Raw genomic sequence first — 15,854 nt, forward strand, 5'->3', positions numbered from 1 at the left:
ACAGGCGCTCAGGGCACGTTGGCGCCGCCGTTGACGTTGATCACCTCGCCGACGACGAAGCTCGACTCGGGCGAGGCGAGGAAGACGTAGGCGGGCGCCTGCTCGACGGGCTGGCTCGTGCGGCCGAGCCACGACGACTCGCCGAAGCCGTCGAGCTTCTCGGCCGGCTGGCCGTCCGAGACCTGCAGCGGTGTCCACACGGGGCCGGGTGCGACGGCGTTCACGCGGATGCCGCGCGGCGCGAGGTCGGCGGCGAGCGCCTTGGTGAACCCGATGATCGCGAACTTCGTCGAGGCGTAGTTGATGATCATGGGCGATGGGTTGTAGCCCTGCACCGAGGTGGAGTTGATGATCGTCGCGCCGGCCGGCAGGTGCGGCAGCGCGTCCCGGGTGATCCAGTTCATCGCATACAGGTTGGTCCGGATGGTGCGGTCGAGGTCGGCCTCGTCGAGCTCGTCGAAGCTCTGGTGGTACACCTGGTGCGCCGCGTTGTTCACGAGGATGTCGAGGCCGCCGAGCCCCTGCACGGCGTCCGCCACGAGCCGGCGGCAGAACTCCCGGTCGCGGATGTCGCCGGGCAGCAGCAGCGCCGTGCGACCCTCGGCGCGCACCACCTCGGCGATCGCCTCGGCGTCGACCTGCTCCTCCGGGAGGTAGCCGAGGGCGACATCCGCCCCTTCGCGCGCGAACGCGATGGCGACGGCCGCGCCGATGCCGGAGTCGCCGCCGGTGATGAGCGCCTTGCGCCCGGGGAGGCGCCCGGTGCCCCGGTAGCTGGTCTCGCCGTGGTCGGCCTTCGGGTCGAGCTCGGCGTCGAGCCCGGGGAGCGGCTGCCACGAGGCGTGCGGCTTGATGTGCGCGTGCCGCTGCACGGGGTTGTCGAAGGTGAGCTGGTCCGACGCCATCGTCTTCTCCCTTTGTTGTGGGTCACAACATTAGGGGAGATCGTGCACGGCCGAAAGATGCGCGCGGAATTTCGAAAGTTGCGGGGAGTCACGCGTACACGCTCCGCAGCACCCGCCGCTCCGTATACGACCACACGCCCGACACGGCGAGGTAGAGCGTCGCGGCGAGCGGCACGAACGCGGCCGCGACGAGGGTGAGGAACGGCGCCCAGCCGAGCGGACCACGGGGGCTCAGCAACGCGGCACCGGGCACCTCCGTCGCGAGGGTCGGGGCGGCGTCGCGCAGCGCCATCCGTCGGTTCAGCCACGCCACCACGCCGATCACCACGAGCAGCGCGACGAACACGAGGTCGCTCGGCTGGAAGCCCGAGCCGAGGTCGATCAGGTGACGACCGAGTCCCGCTCCGAGCAGTGAGGCGTCGAGCAGGTGGTTCGGCGCACCGGCGATCGTCGCCGAGGCGAACAGCGCGTAGACGAGCGAGATCACCGGGGCCTGCGCGAGCATCGGGAGGCAGCCGGAGAGCGGCGAGACCTTCTCGCTCGCGTACAGCTCGAGGGTCGCCTTCTGCAGTTGCTCGGGGCGCTTCCTGTAGCGCTTCTGCAGCTCGGCGAGCCGGGGCGCGATGCGGCGGCGCCCCTGCGCCGCCTTCGCGACCGAGATGCCGACCGGGATGAGGACGGCGCGCACGGCGAGCGTGACGAGCACGACCGCGCCGGCGGGGGTGACGAGCCCGCCGAGGGCGGCGAGGGCGTCGGCGGACACCGCGAGGATCGCGGCGATGGGGGGCAGATCGAAGATGTTCATGGGTGCTCCGGGGTCGGATGCGGGCAGGCGGATGCGTCTGGCCGCCCGGCTCGAAGAGCAGGGGCGCGAGGGTGCGCGTCAGGCGGCCGAGGCCGACAGCCCCGGAGCGCGGGAGCGGACGTGGCCGCGTGCATCCGGATGCGAGGCGTCGGGCAGCCGCCCGAGCAGCACCGCGTGACGGCGGGCGCGCAGCCCGACCGCCAGGTGGCGTGGGGATGCGGCGAGGGTGGCGCGCACGAGCGCGACGACGACCGCCGCGAGGGCCCCGACGAGCGCGAGGGCGCCGAGGGTGGCGAGCGTCTCGCCCGGCTCCGTGATGCCGACGTACCCCGCGAGCATGGCGATGCCGTGCAGCAGCGGCGCGAGGAACCCGGTCACGCGCTCAGCCTACGGGCTCAGAACCGCCGGGTGAACGGCAGCGGCTTCCGCATCCGGATGAGGAGCAGCAGCGGGATGAGCACGTACGGCAGGTTGAAGGCCAGGAACTTGACCGGGTTCTGGGTCTGGAACTCCGGCTCGCCGAAGAACTCGACGCCGAACACGATGACGCCCGTGATGACGCTGATGGCGGTCGCGTAGATCACGGCGGGCAGCTGGATCCGGTTCCAGCCGCGGATGAGCGCCGGCACGAGCACCAGGTAGAAGGCGAGGTAGACGAACGCCGACAGGCCCGTCACGATGCGCATCCACACCGGCGGATGCATGAACAGCGGGTCGGCGTCGTGCGCGTACCAGTAGTTCGAGTCGACCAGGAACTGCCCGGTCGGCTGCGAGAAGTCGACGCCGACGGTCGGCAGCATGTCGGCGATGCACGACGTCACGATGAAGAGCGTGAACATGACGGCGAAGAAGATGTCGATGGGGCGCCTGCGCAGCGGCAGGTTGACGACGGCGTCGGGCATGGCGCGAGCGTAGCGGGTGGGGGATAGGCTGGATGCGAACACGGGAGTCCGGTGTGCCGGGCTGAGAGGAAGCTCATCCAAGCTTCGACCGTCGAACCTGATCCGGATCATGCCGGCGCAGGGAGGCCATCTCAGGGTCCGACCGCATCCGCGGTCGCCCACCCGTGCCACTTGCAGCGACACAGTCGCAGAAAGGGCACGCATCGTGACCACCGCACCATCCGCATCCGCACCCACCCGCCGCTGGCGGGTGATCGACATCGTCATCGCGAGCGTCCTCGGCGTCGCGCTGGGGCTCGTCTTCATCCTCTGGAACGCCACCAGCTCGCCGCTGCGCGACGCCGTCGGCGCCCTGCTGCCGGGGCTCGGCGCGCTGCTCGCCGGCATCTGGCTGCTGCCGGGCGTGCTCGGCGGGCTCATCGTGCGCAAGCCCGGCGCCGCGCTGTTCACCGAGCTCGTGGCGGCGACCGTGAGCGTCATCATCGTGCCGAACGAGTGGGGATGGTGGACGATCGAGGCCGGCCTCGTGCAGGGCCTCGGCGCCGAGCTCGTGTTCGCGCTGCTGCTCTACCGCCGCTGGGGACTCGGCGCGGCCGTGCTCGCCGGCGTCGGCGCGGGGGTCGCGATGGCGATCAACGACCTGGTCGTCTGGTACGCCGCGGGACTCACCCCCGAGTTCGCGATCATCTACCTCGTCTCCTCGATCGTCACGGGCGCCGTGATCGCCGGGCTGCTCTCGTGGCTGCTCGTGCGGGCGCTCGCGGCGACCGGGGTGCTCTCGCGCTTCGCCGCGGGACGCGAGCGCGCCGAGCTGGTCTGACGGGCGAGGCGATGGAGACGGCGGAGACCGGGGCGCGCGGCGCCCGGGTCGAGGCACGCGGGTGGGGCTGGCGGCACGCCGGTCGCCGCGACCCCGCCGTCTCCGGCCTCGACCTCGTGATCGAACCGGGCGAGCGGGTGCTGCTGCTCGGCGCCTCCGGGGCCGGCAAGTCGACGCTGCTGCACGGACTCGCCGGCATCCTGGGCGGTGCCGAGGAGGGGGAGCAGACGGGCGCGCTGCTCCTCGACGGTTCCCCCGCGGCGACCGTCCGCGGGGCGGCGGGGCTCGTGCTGCAGGATCCGGACACGCAGGCGGTGCTGGCCCGACTCGGCGACGACGTCGCCTTCGGGCTCGAGAACCAGGGCGTGGCGCCCGACGAGATCCGACGTCGCGTGCCCGAGGCGCTCACCGCGGTGGGACTCGGCGAGCTCCCGCTCGACCACTCGACCACGGCGCTCTCCGGGGGGCAGAAGCAGCGACTCGCGCTCGCCGGGGTGCTCGCCATGCGGCCGTCGCTGCTGCTGCTCGACGAGCCGACCGCGAACCTCGACCCGGAGGGCGTGAGCGAGGTCGTCGACGCGGTCGTGGCGGCGGCGGGACCCCGCACGCTCGTCGTCGTCGAGCACCGGGTCGAGGCGTGGTGGCCGCACATCACGCGGGTCGTCGTGCTCGCTCCGGAGGGCGTCATCGCCGACGGCTCCCCGGATGCCGTGGTCGCCGCGGCGCGCGCGGAGCTCGAAGAGGCGGGCGTCTGGTTGCCCGGCGCCGCGGATGCCGTGCCGGCCCGCCCCGCGGGCGCACCGGGGCCCGCGCTGCTGCGCGGCACGCATCTCGCCGTCGGACGTGCGGGGCGCACGCGACGCGACATCCGCCGGGGGCGTCCAGCGACACCGGAGCAGCTCGCCGCGGCCGCCGCCCGGGACGTCGAGGTGGAGGTGCGCGCCGGCCGGGTTCTCGCCCTCACGGGGCCGAACGGCGCGGGCAAGACGACGCTCGCCCTGACGATCGCGGGCCTGATCCCGCCGGTCGCGGGGGAGGTCGACGCGTCGGTGGAGCTCGCGGATGGGGCAACCCGCGACCCCGCCGCCTGGCGCTCGCGCGAGCTCCTCACGCGCATCGGCTTCGTGTTCCAGAGTCCCGATCACCAGTTCCTCACCCCCACCGTGCGGCAGGAGCTCGAGCTCGGCCCGCACGCACTCGGGATGAACCAGGAGGCGACCGCGCGGGTTGTCGACGAGCTGCTGGAGCGGTTGCGGCTCGCCCGCCTCGCGCGGGCGCATCCGTTCAGCCTCTCGGGGGGCGAGAAGCGGCGGCTGTCGGTCGCGACGGTGCTCGCGACGAGCCCCCGCGTGCTCGTGCTCGACGAGCCGACGTTCGGGCAGGACGCCCGCACCTGGCGCGAACTCGTCGCCCTGCTCGCCGAGCAGCGCGACGCCGGTCGCGCCGTCGTCGTCGTCACCCACGACCGCGCCCTCGTGCGCGCCCTCGACGCCGACGAGCTCACGCTGGATGCCCCGAGAATCGTGCGAGATGGTGGCTTCCGGGAGCGTGAAGCGACCATCTCGCACGATTCTCCGCGCCGCATCGACGGGGTGGCATCGTGACGCTGCTCGCACCCGTCACGGGCGATCGCCTCGTGCACCGCATCAACCCGGTGGCGAAGATCGCCGCATCCGCCGCGATCGGCGTCGCGCTGCTCGTCACGATCGACTGGGTCTCGGGCGCGGTCGCCCTGGCCCTCGAACTGCTGCTCGTGCCGTTCGCGGGGGTGCCGCTGCGTGCGCTCGCGGTGCGGATGCTGCCCCTGCTGGTCGCGGCGCCCCTCACGGCGGTCACGATCGCGCTCTACGGCGCCCCCTCGGGCGAGGTCTACGGCACCTTCCTGCTCGCCACCGTGAGCGAGGGCTCGCTCCAGCTCGCCGCCGCCGCCGCCCTCCGCGTGCTCGCGATCGGGCTCCCGGCGGTGCTGCTCGTCGCGACCGTCGACCCGACCGACCTCGCCGACGGGCTCATCCAGACCTGGCGCCTGCCCGCCCGCTTCGTGCTGGGCGCGCTGGCGGCGTTCCGCCTCGTCGGACTGCTCGTCGACGACTGGCGCGCCCTCGTGCTGGCGCGTCGCGCCCGCGGGGTCGGCGACGCCGGCGGCGCGCTCGGACGGCTGCGCTTCCTCGGCTCGGTCGCGTTCGCGCTGCTCGTGCTCGCCCTGCGCCGCGGCGGCTCGCTCGCGACGGCCATGGAGGCGCGCGGATTCGGCGGCGACGGCCCCCGCAGCTCCGCCCGCGTCGCACGGTTCGGCGCCGCCGAGTGGGCGCTGGTCGCGATCGGGGTCGCCATCGCGGGGTGCGCGCTGGCGGCGTCGCTCGCCGCCGGCACCTTCCACTTCATCCTGGGGCCGCGCGGATGAGCGACGACCTCGAGCTGGGGCCGCTGCTGGACCGGCTCGGCTCCGGCCCGCAGCCCTGGGTTCTGCTCGTCGACGGGCGTTCGGGGGCGGGCAAGACCGTGCTCGCGACCCGCATCGCGGCCGCGACCGGTGCCGCGCTCGTGTCGCTCGACGACGTCTACCCCGGCTGGGACGGTCTGGCCGAGGGCGCGACGGCGGTGCCGGGCATCGTGCGCGACGGCGCATGGACACGCTGGGACTGGGTCGCCGCCTCACCCGGCGGGTCGGCATCCGTCGACCGCGCGGGTTCGCTCATCGTCGAGGGATGCGGCGCGATCTCCCGTGCGTCGCGGTCACTGGCCGACCACGCGTGGTGGCTCCAGCTCGACGACGCCGAGCGCAAGCGCCGCGCGCTCGCCCGCGACGGCGACGCCTACGCACCGCACTGGGAGCGGTGGGCCGCCCAGGAGGAGGCGTTCGCCGCCGCCGAGGGGTCGCGCGAGCTGGCCGACCTCGAACTCAGCGGTGCCAGGTGGTCGTGAACGGCGACTCGGTCGGATGCGTCGTCATCGTGTCGCCCGAGCAGGTCACCTCGAGCGGCACGTCGCCCGCCACGTAGTCGGGCGCCTCGATCGGCGTCGAGACGGCGGTGCCGTTGATGTCGACGGTGTTCTGCACCGTGTAGGTGGAGTTGTCGAAGTCGGAGAAGTGCATCGTGGCGGATGTCTCCGCGGGGTCGCCCTCCCAGCTCCACACCGCGGTGACCGTGCCGGCGTGGGTCTGCGTCACCGTCATCACGATGCCGTCGCCGGTGTCGATCGTGATCACGAAGGTCATGGCGTTCTCGAAGTCCAGCCCGTCCGCATCGACGGTCAGGTCCTGGGTGCCGCTCGCGGTCGACGCCGTGACGTTCAGCCCGTTTCCGGCCAGGAACGAGCCGATCTGCGAGGCCGCGTCGTCGAGGTCGGCGTGCCAGTCGCCGGCGATGCAGCTCGCGAGCGCGGCATCCGCGGGAAGCGAGGCGCCGCCGTCGGCACCGGGCGTGGATCCCGAACCCGAGCCGCCGCCGACGACGCCGAAGGTGCAACCGGTGAGCGTGACGAGCAGGGCGGCGGGGACGACGAGGGCGGTGGCGGTGCGGCGGATCATGGGGGCCTCCTGTGGTGGTCGACCGCATCGTACGGTCTCGTCCTCACGACGCGGAAGGGGCCGTGCGCGGTTGACAGCCGAACCGTGATCGGCGTCTCAGGCCCAGCCGAGACGGTGCAGCTCCTCGTCGTCGATGCCGTAGTAGTGGGCGATCTCGTGGACCAGGGTGATGTGGATCTCGTCGCGCAGCTCGTCCTCGTCGGCGCAGATCGCGAGCAGCGGTTCGCGGAACAGCACGATGCGGTCGGGCAGCTCGCCGAATCCGTAGCGGTCGCGTTCGGTGAGCGCGGTGCCCTCGTAGACGCCGAGCAGGTCGAGCGAGCCGTCCTCCGGGCGGTCCTCGCACACGAACACGAGGTTCTCGAGGCCGTCGACCATCTCGTCGGGCAGCTCGTCGAGCTCGTCGATCACGATCCGCTCGAACTCCTCCGCCGACAGCTCCAGGCTCACGGTCCCTCCAGCGCGTCGACGAGCACCCATTGCAGCTCGCCGAGCCACCGGTAGATCTCGGCGAGCGGACCGGAACCCGGCTCGTCGCCGTCGGCGCGGATGCCGAGCCGGGTGCCCACCATCATCCGGATGCTCGTCAGCGCGCGCGCCCAGGTCTCGGCGGCCTCGGCGTCGAGCAGCACGGCCCCCTCGGAGGCGGTCGCCGAGATGGCCTCCACCGCCTCGATCTTGCGCTGCTCCAGCTCGTCGCGGGTGTAGCGCCGGAACTCGGATGCGGCGTCGGGGTCGTCGCGGTAGGCATCCGGGAACAGCGTCGCGAGCAGCGGCGCGTCATCGAGCTCCGGGTCGCGGACGACATCGGCGAACTGGTGGGCGAGCACGGTGAGCAGCCCCGCCTCCTCCGCCGCGAACTCGATGCGCACGCCCCCGTCGGCGCGCCCGATCATCATGGCGCGTCCCGGGCGACGGTCGCCTGCAGGCCGTAGTCGTGCATCGCCTGCGCGTGCCGCTCGACCTCCTCTCGGGGCCCGGTCGCGACGACGGCGTGCCCCTCGTGGTGCACGAGCATCATGAGCCGCTCGGCCTCGGGGCGCGGGTAGCCGAAGTAGCTCCGGAACACGTGGGCGACGTAGTTCATGAGGTTGACCGGGTCGTTCCACACGATCAGCACCCACGGGGCATCGAGCGAGATGCGGGTGTCGTCCTCGAGAAGAGGAGAGGAGTTGGGGCGATCGACGGGACTCGAACCCGCGACATCCGGCACCACAAGCCAGCGCTCTACCAACTGAGCTACGACCGCCATACGCTGCTCACGCAACCAGCCGATTCTACGGTATCCGCGGGGCCCATTTCGCCACGACCTCGTCGGCCGCGGCGTGGGCCTCGTCGCTCGTCGGGCCGGGGTCGGACACGAAGACCACCTTGCGGTAATAGTCGAGTTCGCGGATCGACTCGAGGATGTCGGCGAGCGCACGGTGCCCGCCGTTCTTGGCCGGCGCCTGGAAGTAGACGCGCGGGAACCAGCGTCGCGAGAGCTCCTTGATGCTCGACACGTCGACGCTGCGGTAGTGCAGGTGGGCGTCGACGCGCGGCATGTACTTCGCCAGGAAGGAGCGGTCGGTGCCGATCGTGTTGCCCGCGAGCGGCGCCGTGCCGTGCTCGGGCACGAACTTCAGGATGTACTCGAGCACCTGGTACTCGGCGTCGGCGAGGGTGACGCCGTGCGGGATCTCGTCGAGCAGACCGGATGCCGTGTGCATCTCGCGGACGAAGTCGCCCATGTGGGCGAACGCCGACTCGTCGGGCTTGATGACGATCGAGAAACCCGGGTCGACGGGCACCAGCTCGTAGTCGGTGATGACCACCGCCACCTCGACGAGCTCGTCGATCTCGAGGTCGAGGCCGGTCATCTCGCAGTCGACCCACACGAGGAGTTCGGCGCCCTGGCTCATGACCTCCACACTAGTCGCGGCCTCCGAGACGCTATGCGGCGTCGCCGAGCCCGATCGCTTCCGCCTCGACGAGCGGGGGCTCGACGTCGCCGTCGATGCGCGCGAGCTTCCCGCGGAACGCGAGCACGAGACCGGCTGCGAGGGCCAGCGAGAGCGCGCCGACGAAGTAGGGCAGACCCGCGCTGCCGAGGTAGGCGAGCACGGTCGCGAGCGGCGGGGCGACGGCCGCGCCGAGGAAGCGCACCCCCGAGTAGGCCGACGAGGCGACGCCACGGGGTAGATCGGTCGCCTCCATCACCGACTCGGTGAGCACGGTGTTCATGACACCGAGAAGCAGGCCTCCGACGATCACCGCGGCGACGAGGGCGGCGGGGGAGGAGACGAACACCCCGGCGAGCACCAGGTCGACCGCGAGCAGCGGCAGCACCGTCGCGATCACGGTGGTGCGCCGCATCCGGGCGGTCAGGATCGGCGCGACCCACACGCTCGTCACGGCCAGCGAGATGCCCCAGGCGCAGAAGGTGAGACCGAGGCCGATCGCGTCGAAGCCGAGCGGGAACGGGGTGTAGGCCAGCAGCACGAAGAAGCCGATGTTGTAGAACAGCGCGACGAGCGCGAGCACGGCGAGGGCCGGGATGCGCAGGGCGCGGAACGGTGCGGACAGCTTCGCCGGGGCGGGGCGCTGCGCCTTCGCGTCGCCCGGCAGCATGACGAGGATCGCGATGAGGGCGATCGCCATGAGCGCCGCCGTGCCGAAGAACGGACCGCGCCAGCTGATGGTGCCGAGCAGCCCGCCGAGCAGCGGGCCGATCGCGATGCCCACGCCGAGCGCGGCCTCGTAGAGGATGATGGCCGCACCGCTGCCGCCGGCCGCCGCGCCGACGATGGTGGCGAGCGCCGTGGAGATGAAGAGCGCGTTGCCGAGGCCCCACCCGGCGCGGAAGCCGATGATCGTCTCGACGCTGCCGCTGAAGCCGGCGAACGCGGCGAATACGACGATGAGGGCCAGCCCGATGAGCAGCGTCCAGCGCGCCCCGATGCGGCTCGACACCCAGCTCGTGAAGAACATCATCGCGCCCGTCACCAGCAGGTAGCTCGTGAAGAGCAGCTCGGTCTGGGTGGGTGTCGCGTCGAGGTCGGCCGCGATCGACGGCAGGATCGGGTCGACGAGCCCGATGCCCATGAAGGCGATGACGCAGGCGAACGCGACCGCCCACACCGCCTTCGGCTGCTTCAGGATGTTCGCCCCGTCGCCGTGCCCGCTCACGAGGCCACCGCCGCCGAGTCGGTGCCGAGGTTCGCCTGCAGCAGCGAGGCCGCGGAGGCCAGAGTCGCCCAGTCGTCGTCGGAGAGCTCGCCGAACCACGGCTCCAGGGTCTGCGCGAGCTGCGCGCGCCAGTCGGCGAGCGCCTGCGCACCCTTCTTGGTCACGACGATGAGCCAGGCGCGGGAGTCGTCGCGGTCGGCGATCCGCGAGACCAGCTCCTCCTCCACCATCGTCGCGAGCAGCCGGGTCATGCCGGGCTGGGTGACGCGGCTCGCGGCGGCGAGCTCGCCGATACGCATGGGGCCGTCGGCCTCGAGGATCGAGAGCGTGCGCCACTGCGCGGAGGGGGTCGTGCTGCCGGTCGCCTGCGCGGCCACCCGGGTGAGGCGGTGCGTCGACACGAGCAGCGACTCGAGGATGTCGGAGTTCATCACTCGAGAAAGTATATACCTGAGTTATATAACTTGCGCATGTTAACGCCGGTCGTTGCGTGAGGGCGCTGGGATAGCCTGGTCGGGCGCCCTCGTAGCTCAGCGGATAGAGCAGGAGCCTTCTAATCTCTTGGTCGCAGGTTCGATTCCTGCCGAGGGCACACCACGCACGCGAGGTCGAGGGGGGCACATGCGCGTCGCCCGAGCGCTGCTGCGCCGCAGCGCCACGCAGGCGGGCGCGCTGCTGGCGGCCCTGGTCGTCTCCGCCGTCGGTGCGGGATCGCTCGTGACCCTGCTCGCCGTGCCGTCCGTGGCGACCGACCATGGCGTGTCCGCGCTGCTGGCGGATGCCGAGCCCACGGCGGGCGCACTGCGCATCGACACCGCTCTCGCGCGCGACGACGCCGACTCCCAGGACGCCCGCGTGCGCGACGCGATCGCCTCGGCGGTCGGCGATGCGCCCCTGGACACCGTGCGCGCGGTACGCAGCGAGCCGGTCGAGGCCCTCGTCGGCGGGGCGGTGCGGCAGCTCGTGCTCGGAGACCAGCAGCGTCTCGCCGAACTGAGCGACCTCGTCGAGGGGTCCTGGCCGGCCTCCGGTGACGAGGTCACCATCGCCGAGCCCGCGGCCGAGATCCTCGGTGCACACGTCGGCGACGTCGTCGTCGTCGCGGGGCGGACTCATCGCATCGTGGGCATCTGGCGCGCCCGCGACACCGCCGACCCGGCGTGGTTCTCGGAGACGCTCATCGCATCCGGGCGGGCGGGTGACGCGATCGGCCCGCTGATGGTCGACGAGTCCGACCTCGTCGCGCTCGAAGCGCGCCCGCGCGTCAGCTGGACCCTCGTGCCGCGCGACCCGGACGTCGACGTCGCCGCGCTGGACGCGCTCGCGCCCGTCGACGCGCGGCTGCGCGCGGCGACGAGCGGACTGGCCTCCGGCACCAGCTTCGCCGTCACGGTGCAGGGTGAGCTGAGCGCGACGGTCGCGCGGGCGCGGGCCGCCGCCGACGCCTCCCGCGTGCTGAGCGACACCGCCGCCGTGCTCGTGCTCGTCGCGGCGGGCCTCGTGCTCGGCCTCGTGGCGCGCTCGATCGGACAGGTGCGCGACATCGAGGACCGCCTGCTCGTCGCCCGAGGTCTCGGACGCGTGCACGGACAGCTGCTGCGGCTCGCCGAGGCATCTGCGGTCGTCGGGACGGGCACGGCTCTGGGCCTCGGCGCCGCGGTCATCGTGTGCGCATCCGCCGGCGCCGACGCGGCGGCAGCGGTTCCCGCCGGGGTGGGGGCCGGCCTCGCGGGGGTCGCGGTGATGACTGCGGCGTCGCGGTCGACGGCCCGACGGGAGCGCGCCGTCGCCGAGACCGAGTCGGTCGTGCCCGCCCTCGCGGTCGCGGTGGCGGCGGTATTCGCCGCCACGACCGCCGCGGCCGTGCCCGCCTCCCCGCTGCGCACCCTCGTGCCCTCGCTCGTGCTGGTCGCCGGGGTGCTGCTGCTGCGTCTGCTGCTCGCGCCGACCATGCGCGTCGCCGAGCGGATCGCGGCGCGCGGGAACGGCCTGCTGCCGGTGCTTCCCCTCCGCCAGCTCGGTCGGCGCCCGCGCGCCGTCGCGAGCGCCTTCGTCGTCGTGGCGCTCGCCGCGGGTGCCGTCGCCGTCGCGGGCTTCGCCGCCGGGGCGGTGTCGCGCGATGAGGCCGCGGCCGTGCGCGCGGCCGTCGGAGGAGACGTGCGCATCGGCTTCGGCTCCGTCGACACCGACCCCGTCTCCGCATCCGCCTACGCGGGGCTGACCGGGGTGACCGCCGCGACCGAGGTCGCCCTGGTCGGCGTCGACGCGGGGTCGGTCGCGACGACTCTCGTCATCGGCGCGGACGACTTCGACACGGTCACCGGCATCGTGCCTCCGCAGGATGCGGGCTTGCTCGCGGTGCGCATCACCCCGCAGCTCGCCGCCCGACTCGGCACGGCCCCGGGAGACGAGGTGCCGCTCGCGATCCCCGGCATCCGGGAACGGGTGACAGCCGTCGTCGCCGTCGTCGGGCCGGTGCCCGGGATCGAGGGATCCGGACTGCTCGTCGCGCGCGACGCGCTCGCCGCCCGAGTGCCGGACGGCTCTCCCGCGCTCACCGTCGACGAGGTGTGGCTCGCCGCTCCGGCACCCGAGGCCGCGGCGGTCGAGGTGCGCGCGGCGACCGATCGCTCCGCCACGGTGCTCACGCCGGACGGTGCCGGCACCGCGGTCGCGACCTCCGTGGGGGTCTCCGCGGCCACCGTCGCGGCGGTGCTCGTGGTGCTCGTCGGCGTCGGAGGCTTCGCGGCGGCGTCGGCCGCCCTCGCGCGGATGCGTCGCGCCGAGGTGCTGCCGTTGCGCGCCCTCGGCGTCGGGTCGGGTGCGCAGGCGCGCTCACGTGCGGTGGAACTGGTGGTCACCGCGGCCGCCGCCGTCCTCGCCGGTGCGCTCGCCGGCGCCGCCGCCACGGCGGCCGCCGGGGTCGGATCGCTCGCGGGCGCCGACCTCCTGTCGGGGGTTCCCGTGCTGCTCGCCGCCTGCCTCGCGGTCGGGGTCGTCGGGGTCGCGGCGGCCGCCGCGGTGTCGGTCGCCCGGCGATCGGGGCCGGAACGATGAGCCGGCGTCCGTCGCGCACCCGCATCGCCCTCGCCGTCCTGGCCGACGCGCCGGGCGCGTCCGTGCTCGTGCTGCTGCTCGCCGCCGTGCTCGCGGGCGGTGCGGCGGCGGCGTCCGCGTGGGCGTCGGTCGCCCGTACCGAGGTGCTCCAGGCGGCCGTCGGCGCATCGCCTCCGTCGCAACGCGACCTGAGCGACGCGACGCGAGGCATCCCGGTGACGGGGCCGGGGCGCGGGGACCACGGTCTCGCCCCCGACGTCGCCCGCGCCTGGGGCGGCACCTTCGACCGGCTGGACGCCTTCGCCAGGGATGCCGATCCCGCCGCCGCGGCCGTCCTCGGCGCGCCGCGGGCGGTGGTGCGCTTCGATCGCACGGCCGCCGTGCCCGTCGACCCGTCCGCGTCCGCCCCCGACGGGCGGATCATCCTGAGCGCCGATCCGCTGCTCGACCAGCTCGTCGACGTCGTGGAGGGCCGGCTGCCGGGCCCCATCGAGGCCGGGCAGCCGATCCCGATCGTGCTGACCGAGGCGATCTCCGACGCATTCGCGTGGAAGCTCGGCGAGGTGCGCGCCGTGCACTACTCGGCGGGCGACCGACAGCTGCGGCTGGTCGGGCTCGTCAGCCCCCGCGACCCCGACGCCGGCGAGTGGGATCACGCCGCGATCGCCCTCGGCCCGGAGATCATCGACAACTTCGAGCAGCCGCCCACCTACGTGGGGGTGGGCTACGCGGACGCCGCCTCGATCGCCGCCCTCGAGGACCTCGCCGCCGCCTCGACGTTCGAGACCTGGCTGCCGATCGAACCCGCGACGATCCACGCGGACGCGTCCGACGAGACGGTCGCCGCCATCCGTCGCTTCGAATCGACGCCGCACGAGCTGCCGCTCGTCACCGACTACGGCCGCTGGGACGCCGACATCTCGTATACGGGCACGACGCCGACCATCCTCGCGGCCTCCGCACCGCTGCTCGCCGGCCTCGTCGCCCTGCACACGGCGATCGCCGCCGGTGTCGCGCTCGCCGGTACCGCCGTACTCGCCCTCGCGGTGCGCGCTCTCGTCGCACGCCGACGGGGGCTGCTGCAGCTCCTCGCGGCGCGCGGCGCATCCGACGCCGCCCGTTCCGGAGCGCTCGCGGCGGGAGTCGGCGCGCTCGCCCTCGTCGGATCCGCCGCCGCCGCGACGGTCGTGCTGATCGTGGCGGGCGGCCCGGTCGCGCCGGTCGTGCTCGCGATCGCTCTCGTCACCGGGATCGCAGCGACGTCCGCCGCCGTCGACGGTGTACTGCTCACCCGCGCCGGCGTGCGCGCCAACGCGTCGGAGCGCCGCCGCTCGCGGGTGCGTGCGGCATCGGATGCCGGGATCGTCGCGCTGACGCTCGCCGCCGTCGTCGCGGTGGTGGTGACGCCCACGACCGACGGGGGAGCGGTGCCGCCGCTCGCCGTGCTGCTGCCCGCCGCGGCCACCGCGGCCGCGTGCGTGCTCGCCCTGCGTCTCGTTCCTCCCGCGGTCCGCGGCGTCGAGAGGCTCGCCCGCCGTGCCCGCGGACTCGTGATGCTGCTCGGGCCCGCACGTGCGGGGCGGGACGTGGCGATCGGTGCCGTACCGGTGCTCGCGCTGCTGAGCGCCGTGACGATCGCGGTGCTCGGGTCGGGGCTGCTCGCGACCGTCGAGCGCGGAGTGGACGACGCCGCGCGCGCCCAGGTGGGCGCCGATGTGCGTGTCGACGCCCGGTATCTGGGTCAGGACGACATCGCCGCTGTTGCGGATGTCGACGGCGTGCGCGCGGTCGCCGTCGTCGCCTCCGACCCCGACCAGACGGTCGAGTTCCCCGACGGCGACGGGCGCGTGACCGTCTACGTCGTCGACGAGGCCGACTTCGCGGCCGCGTCGACGAGCACGCTCGAGATCGCGGACGGCACGGCCCTCGTCTCGCGGACGGTCGCGGACCGCCTGGACGGCACGGATCTCGTGGTCGCCGACGCCCCGCTGCCGATCGCCGACGTCGCACCCGACGACGGACCGTTCGGACGGGCGAGCGCCTGGGTGGTCGTCACCGAGACGACCGCCGCCGACCTCGGGCTCGACGCCCGACCTCGAGCGCTCCTCATCGCCGCCGATCCGGGTCGCGCCGACGCCGTCCGCGCCGCGCTCGCCGCCCGCCTCGGCGAGGTCGGCACCGTGCGCACGATCGACGCGGTGCTCGCCGAGCGCCGGGGAGCGCCCGCCGTCGAGGCCCTCGTGACCGGCACGACGATCGCCGTGCTCGCCTCGGCGGTGCTGACGTTGCTCGCCGCCGGCCTCGCCCTCTCGGCGGGCGCGCCGTCGCGAGCTCGGGCGTTCGGCCTGCTTCGTGCTCTCGGCGCCCCCGCGCGCGACGAGTACGGGCTGGTGCTGTGGGAGCTGCTGCCCGCTCTCGTCGTCGCGGTGCCGCTCGGGTTCGCGGCCGGGCTCGGGGTGCTCGCCCCTCTGGCCCGCTCCGGCGATCTCACCGTGTTCACCGAGGGCAGCACGCAGCCGGCGCTCGTGGTGGGTCTCGGCACCTCGGCGGCGATCGTCGGCGCGCTCGTCGTCGTCGTGATCCTCGGCGTGCTGCTCGCCTCGCTGCTCGCCCGTCGCGCGGGTGCCGCCCGCGCCGTCCGTACCGTCGACGAGGAAGGATGAGC

At 73.7% G+C, this 15,854-nt stretch carries 17 protein-coding genes, 2 tRNA genes and 1 riboswitch; of the genes, 7 read left to right on the top strand and 12 right to left on the bottom strand.

The features are described 5' to 3' along the window. Positions 1-8: 8 nt before the first annotated feature. The 4 genes from NUH29_RS05640 to NUH29_RS05655 form a co-directional block, all read right to left on the bottom strand. Positions 9-905 carry an SDR family oxidoreductase gene (locus NUH29_RS05640; protein ID WP_258798053.1) on the bottom strand — a complete coding sequence of 299 codons (897 nt, stop codon included), beginning with the start codon at positions 903-905 and terminating at the stop codon, positions 9-11. Positions 906-993: 88 nt separating this feature from the next. Further along, positions 994-1,710: a YidC/Oxa1 family membrane protein insertase gene (locus NUH29_RS05645; RefSeq protein WP_258798054.1), complete on the bottom strand. Its 717-nt coding sequence runs from the start codon at positions 1,708-1,710 to the stop codon at positions 994-996. A 78-nt stretch (positions 1,711-1,788) separates the two neighbouring features. Continuing rightward, on the bottom strand, positions 1,789-2,088 hold the full coding sequence (locus NUH29_RS05650; protein WP_258798055.1) for a DUF6412 domain-containing protein: 300 nt from the start codon (positions 2,086-2,088) through the stop codon (positions 1,789-1,791). Positions 2,089-2,105: 17 nt separating this feature from the next. Next, positions 2,106-2,612 (bottom strand): EXPERA domain-containing protein, encoded by a 507-nt coding sequence (locus tag NUH29_RS05655; RefSeq protein WP_258798056.1) that lies wholly within the window; start codon positions 2,610-2,612, stop codon positions 2,106-2,108. Positions 2,613-2,642: 30 nt separating this feature from the next. Next, a riboswitch (TPP riboswitch) is annotated at positions 2,643-2,753 on the top strand. Between the two features lie 61 nt (positions 2,754-2,814). Here NUH29_RS05655 and NUH29_RS05660 point away from each other — a divergent pair. Genes NUH29_RS05660 through NUH29_RS05675 form a run of 4 tightly spaced genes read left to right on the top strand, consistent with a single transcriptional unit; the run spans position 2,815 to position 6,357 of the window. Then, complete coding sequence (locus NUH29_RS05660; RefSeq protein WP_373317443.1) at positions 2,815-3,432, top strand: ECF transporter S component; 618 nt, start codon at positions 2,815-2,817, stop codon at positions 3,430-3,432. 11 nt (positions 3,433-3,443) lie between these two features. Beyond that, positions 3,444-5,036 (top strand): ABC transporter ATP-binding protein, encoded by a 1,593-nt coding sequence (locus tag NUH29_RS05665; protein ID WP_258798058.1) that lies wholly within the window; start codon positions 3,444-3,446, stop codon positions 5,034-5,036. After that, positions 5,033-5,836 carry an energy-coupling factor transporter transmembrane component T family protein gene (locus tag NUH29_RS05670; protein ID WP_258798059.1) on the top strand — a complete coding sequence of 268 codons (804 nt, stop codon included), beginning with the start codon at positions 5,033-5,035 and terminating at the stop codon, positions 5,834-5,836. The genes NUH29_RS05665 and NUH29_RS05670 overlap by 4 nt, the downstream gene beginning before the upstream one ends. Next, positions 5,833-6,357, top strand: coding sequence for a nucleoside/nucleotide kinase family protein (locus tag NUH29_RS05675; RefSeq protein WP_258798060.1), 525 nt, complete (start codon positions 5,833-5,835; stop codon positions 6,355-6,357). The genes NUH29_RS05670 and NUH29_RS05675 overlap by 4 nt, the downstream gene beginning before the upstream one ends. On the opposite strand, the gene NUH29_RS05680 is transcribed toward NUH29_RS05675, so the two are convergent. From NUH29_RS05680 to NUH29_RS05715, 8 genes are all read right to left on the bottom strand, one after another. Then, positions 6,335-6,964 carry a hypothetical protein gene (locus NUH29_RS05680; RefSeq protein ID WP_258798061.1) on the bottom strand — a complete coding sequence of 210 codons (630 nt, stop codon included), beginning with the start codon at positions 6,962-6,964 and terminating at the stop codon, positions 6,335-6,337. The two genes, NUH29_RS05675 and NUH29_RS05680, sit on opposite strands and share 23 nt — an antisense overlap. 96 nt (positions 6,965-7,060) lie before the next feature. Then, entirely contained in the window at positions 7,061-7,342 is a 282-nt protein-coding gene (locus NUH29_RS05685; RefSeq protein ID WP_373317444.1) for a metallopeptidase family protein, read from the bottom strand. A gap of 68 nt (positions 7,343-7,410) precedes the next feature. After that, entirely contained in the window at positions 7,411-7,863 is a 453-nt protein-coding gene (locus NUH29_RS05690; RefSeq protein WP_258798062.1) for a DUF2017 family protein, read from the bottom strand. Then, positions 7,860-8,084 carry an ATP-dependent Clp protease adapter ClpS gene (gene clpS / locus NUH29_RS05695; protein WP_258798063.1) on the bottom strand — a complete coding sequence of 75 codons (225 nt, stop codon included), beginning with the start codon at positions 8,082-8,084 and terminating at the stop codon, positions 7,860-7,862. Before clpS ends, NUH29_RS05690 begins: the two co-directional genes overlap by 4 nt. A 53-nt stretch (positions 8,085-8,137) precedes the next feature. Further along, positions 8,138-8,213, bottom strand: a tRNA-His gene (locus NUH29_RS05700). A 28-nt stretch (positions 8,214-8,241) separates the two neighbouring features. Further along, positions 8,242-8,865 carry an oligoribonuclease gene (orn, locus tag NUH29_RS05705; protein WP_258798064.1) on the bottom strand — a complete coding sequence of 208 codons (624 nt, stop codon included), beginning with the start codon at positions 8,863-8,865 and terminating at the stop codon, positions 8,242-8,244. Between the two features lie 31 nt (positions 8,866-8,896). Continuing rightward, positions 8,897-10,132 carry an MFS transporter gene (locus NUH29_RS05710; protein ID WP_258798065.1) on the bottom strand — a complete coding sequence of 412 codons (1,236 nt, stop codon included), beginning with the start codon at positions 10,130-10,132 and terminating at the stop codon, positions 8,897-8,899. After that, on the bottom strand, positions 10,129-10,563 hold the full coding sequence (locus NUH29_RS05715; protein ID WP_258798067.1) for a MarR family winged helix-turn-helix transcriptional regulator: 435 nt from the start codon (positions 10,561-10,563) through the stop codon (positions 10,129-10,131). The genes NUH29_RS05710 and NUH29_RS05715 overlap by 4 nt, the downstream gene beginning before the upstream one ends. An 88-nt stretch (positions 10,564-10,651) precedes the next feature. On the opposite strand from NUH29_RS05715, the gene NUH29_RS05720 reads away from it, so the two are divergent. From NUH29_RS05720 to NUH29_RS05730, 3 genes are all read left to right on the top strand, one after another. Continuing rightward, a tRNA-Arg gene (locus NUH29_RS05720) sits at positions 10,652-10,724 on the top strand. Between the two features lie 29 nt (positions 10,725-10,753). Beyond that, positions 10,754-13,189, top strand: a complete 2,436-nt coding sequence (locus NUH29_RS05725; protein ID WP_258798068.1) for a hypothetical protein — start codon at positions 10,754-10,756, stop codon at positions 13,187-13,189. Beyond that, the gene (locus NUH29_RS05730) at positions 13,186-15,852 is read left to right on the top strand and encodes an FtsX-like permease family protein (RefSeq protein ID WP_258798069.1); all 2,667 of its coding nucleotides are present in this window, start codon (positions 13,186-13,188) and stop codon (positions 15,850-15,852) included. The genes NUH29_RS05725 and NUH29_RS05730 overlap by 4 nt, the downstream gene beginning before the upstream one ends. The last annotated feature ends 2 nt before the right edge of the window (positions 15,853-15,854 follow it).

This window comes from Protaetiibacter mangrovi, assembly GCF_024752305.1.
GTDB classification, from domain to species: Bacteria; Actinomycetota; Actinomycetes; order Actinomycetales; family Microbacteriaceae; genus Homoserinibacter; species Homoserinibacter mangrovi.

Bases quoted from the DNA above. Each gene is read 5' to 3' on its own strand.
- NUH29_RS05640 (WP_258798053.1), bottom strand. From the start codon at position 905: ATGGCGTCGGACCAGCTCACCTTCGACAACCCCGTGCAGCGGCACGCG.
- NUH29_RS05645 (WP_258798054.1), bottom strand. From the start codon at position 1,710: ATGAACATCTTCGATCTGCCCCCCATCGCCGCGATCCTCGCGGTGTCC.
- NUH29_RS05655 (WP_258798056.1), bottom strand. From the start codon at position 2,612: ATGCCCGACGCCGTCGTCAACCTGCCGCTGCGCAGGCGCCCCATCGAC.
- NUH29_RS05665 (WP_258798058.1), top strand. From the start codon at position 3,444: ATGGAGACGGCGGAGACCGGGGCGCGCGGCGCCCGGGTCGAGGCACGC.
- NUH29_RS05675 (WP_258798060.1), top strand. From the start codon at position 5,833: ATGAGCGACGACCTCGAGCTGGGGCCGCTGCTGGACCGGCTCGGCTCC.
- NUH29_RS05680 (WP_258798061.1), bottom strand. From the start codon at position 6,964: ATGATCCGCCGCACCGCCACCGCCCTCGTCGTCCCCGCCGCCCTGCTC.
- NUH29_RS05685 (WP_373317444.1), bottom strand. From the start codon at position 7,342: ATGGTCGACGGCCTCGAGAACCTCGTGTTCGTGTGCGAGGACCGCCCG.
- NUH29_RS05690 (WP_258798062.1), bottom strand. From the start codon at position 7,863: ATGATGATCGGGCGCGCCGACGGGGGCGTGCGCATCGAGTTCGCGGCG.
- orn (WP_258798064.1), bottom strand. From the start codon at position 8,865: ATGAGCCAGGGCGCCGAACTCCTCGTGTGGGTCGACTGCGAGATGACC.
- NUH29_RS05715 (WP_258798067.1), bottom strand. From the start codon at position 10,563: ATGAACTCCGACATCCTCGAGTCGCTGCTCGTGTCGACGCACCGCCTC.
- NUH29_RS05725 (WP_258798068.1), top strand. From the start codon at position 10,754: ATGCGCGTCGCCCGAGCGCTGCTGCGCCGCAGCGCCACGCAGGCGGGC.
- NUH29_RS05730 (WP_258798069.1), top strand. From the start codon at position 13,186: ATGAGCCGGCGTCCGTCGCGCACCCGCATCGCCCTCGCCGTCCTGGCC.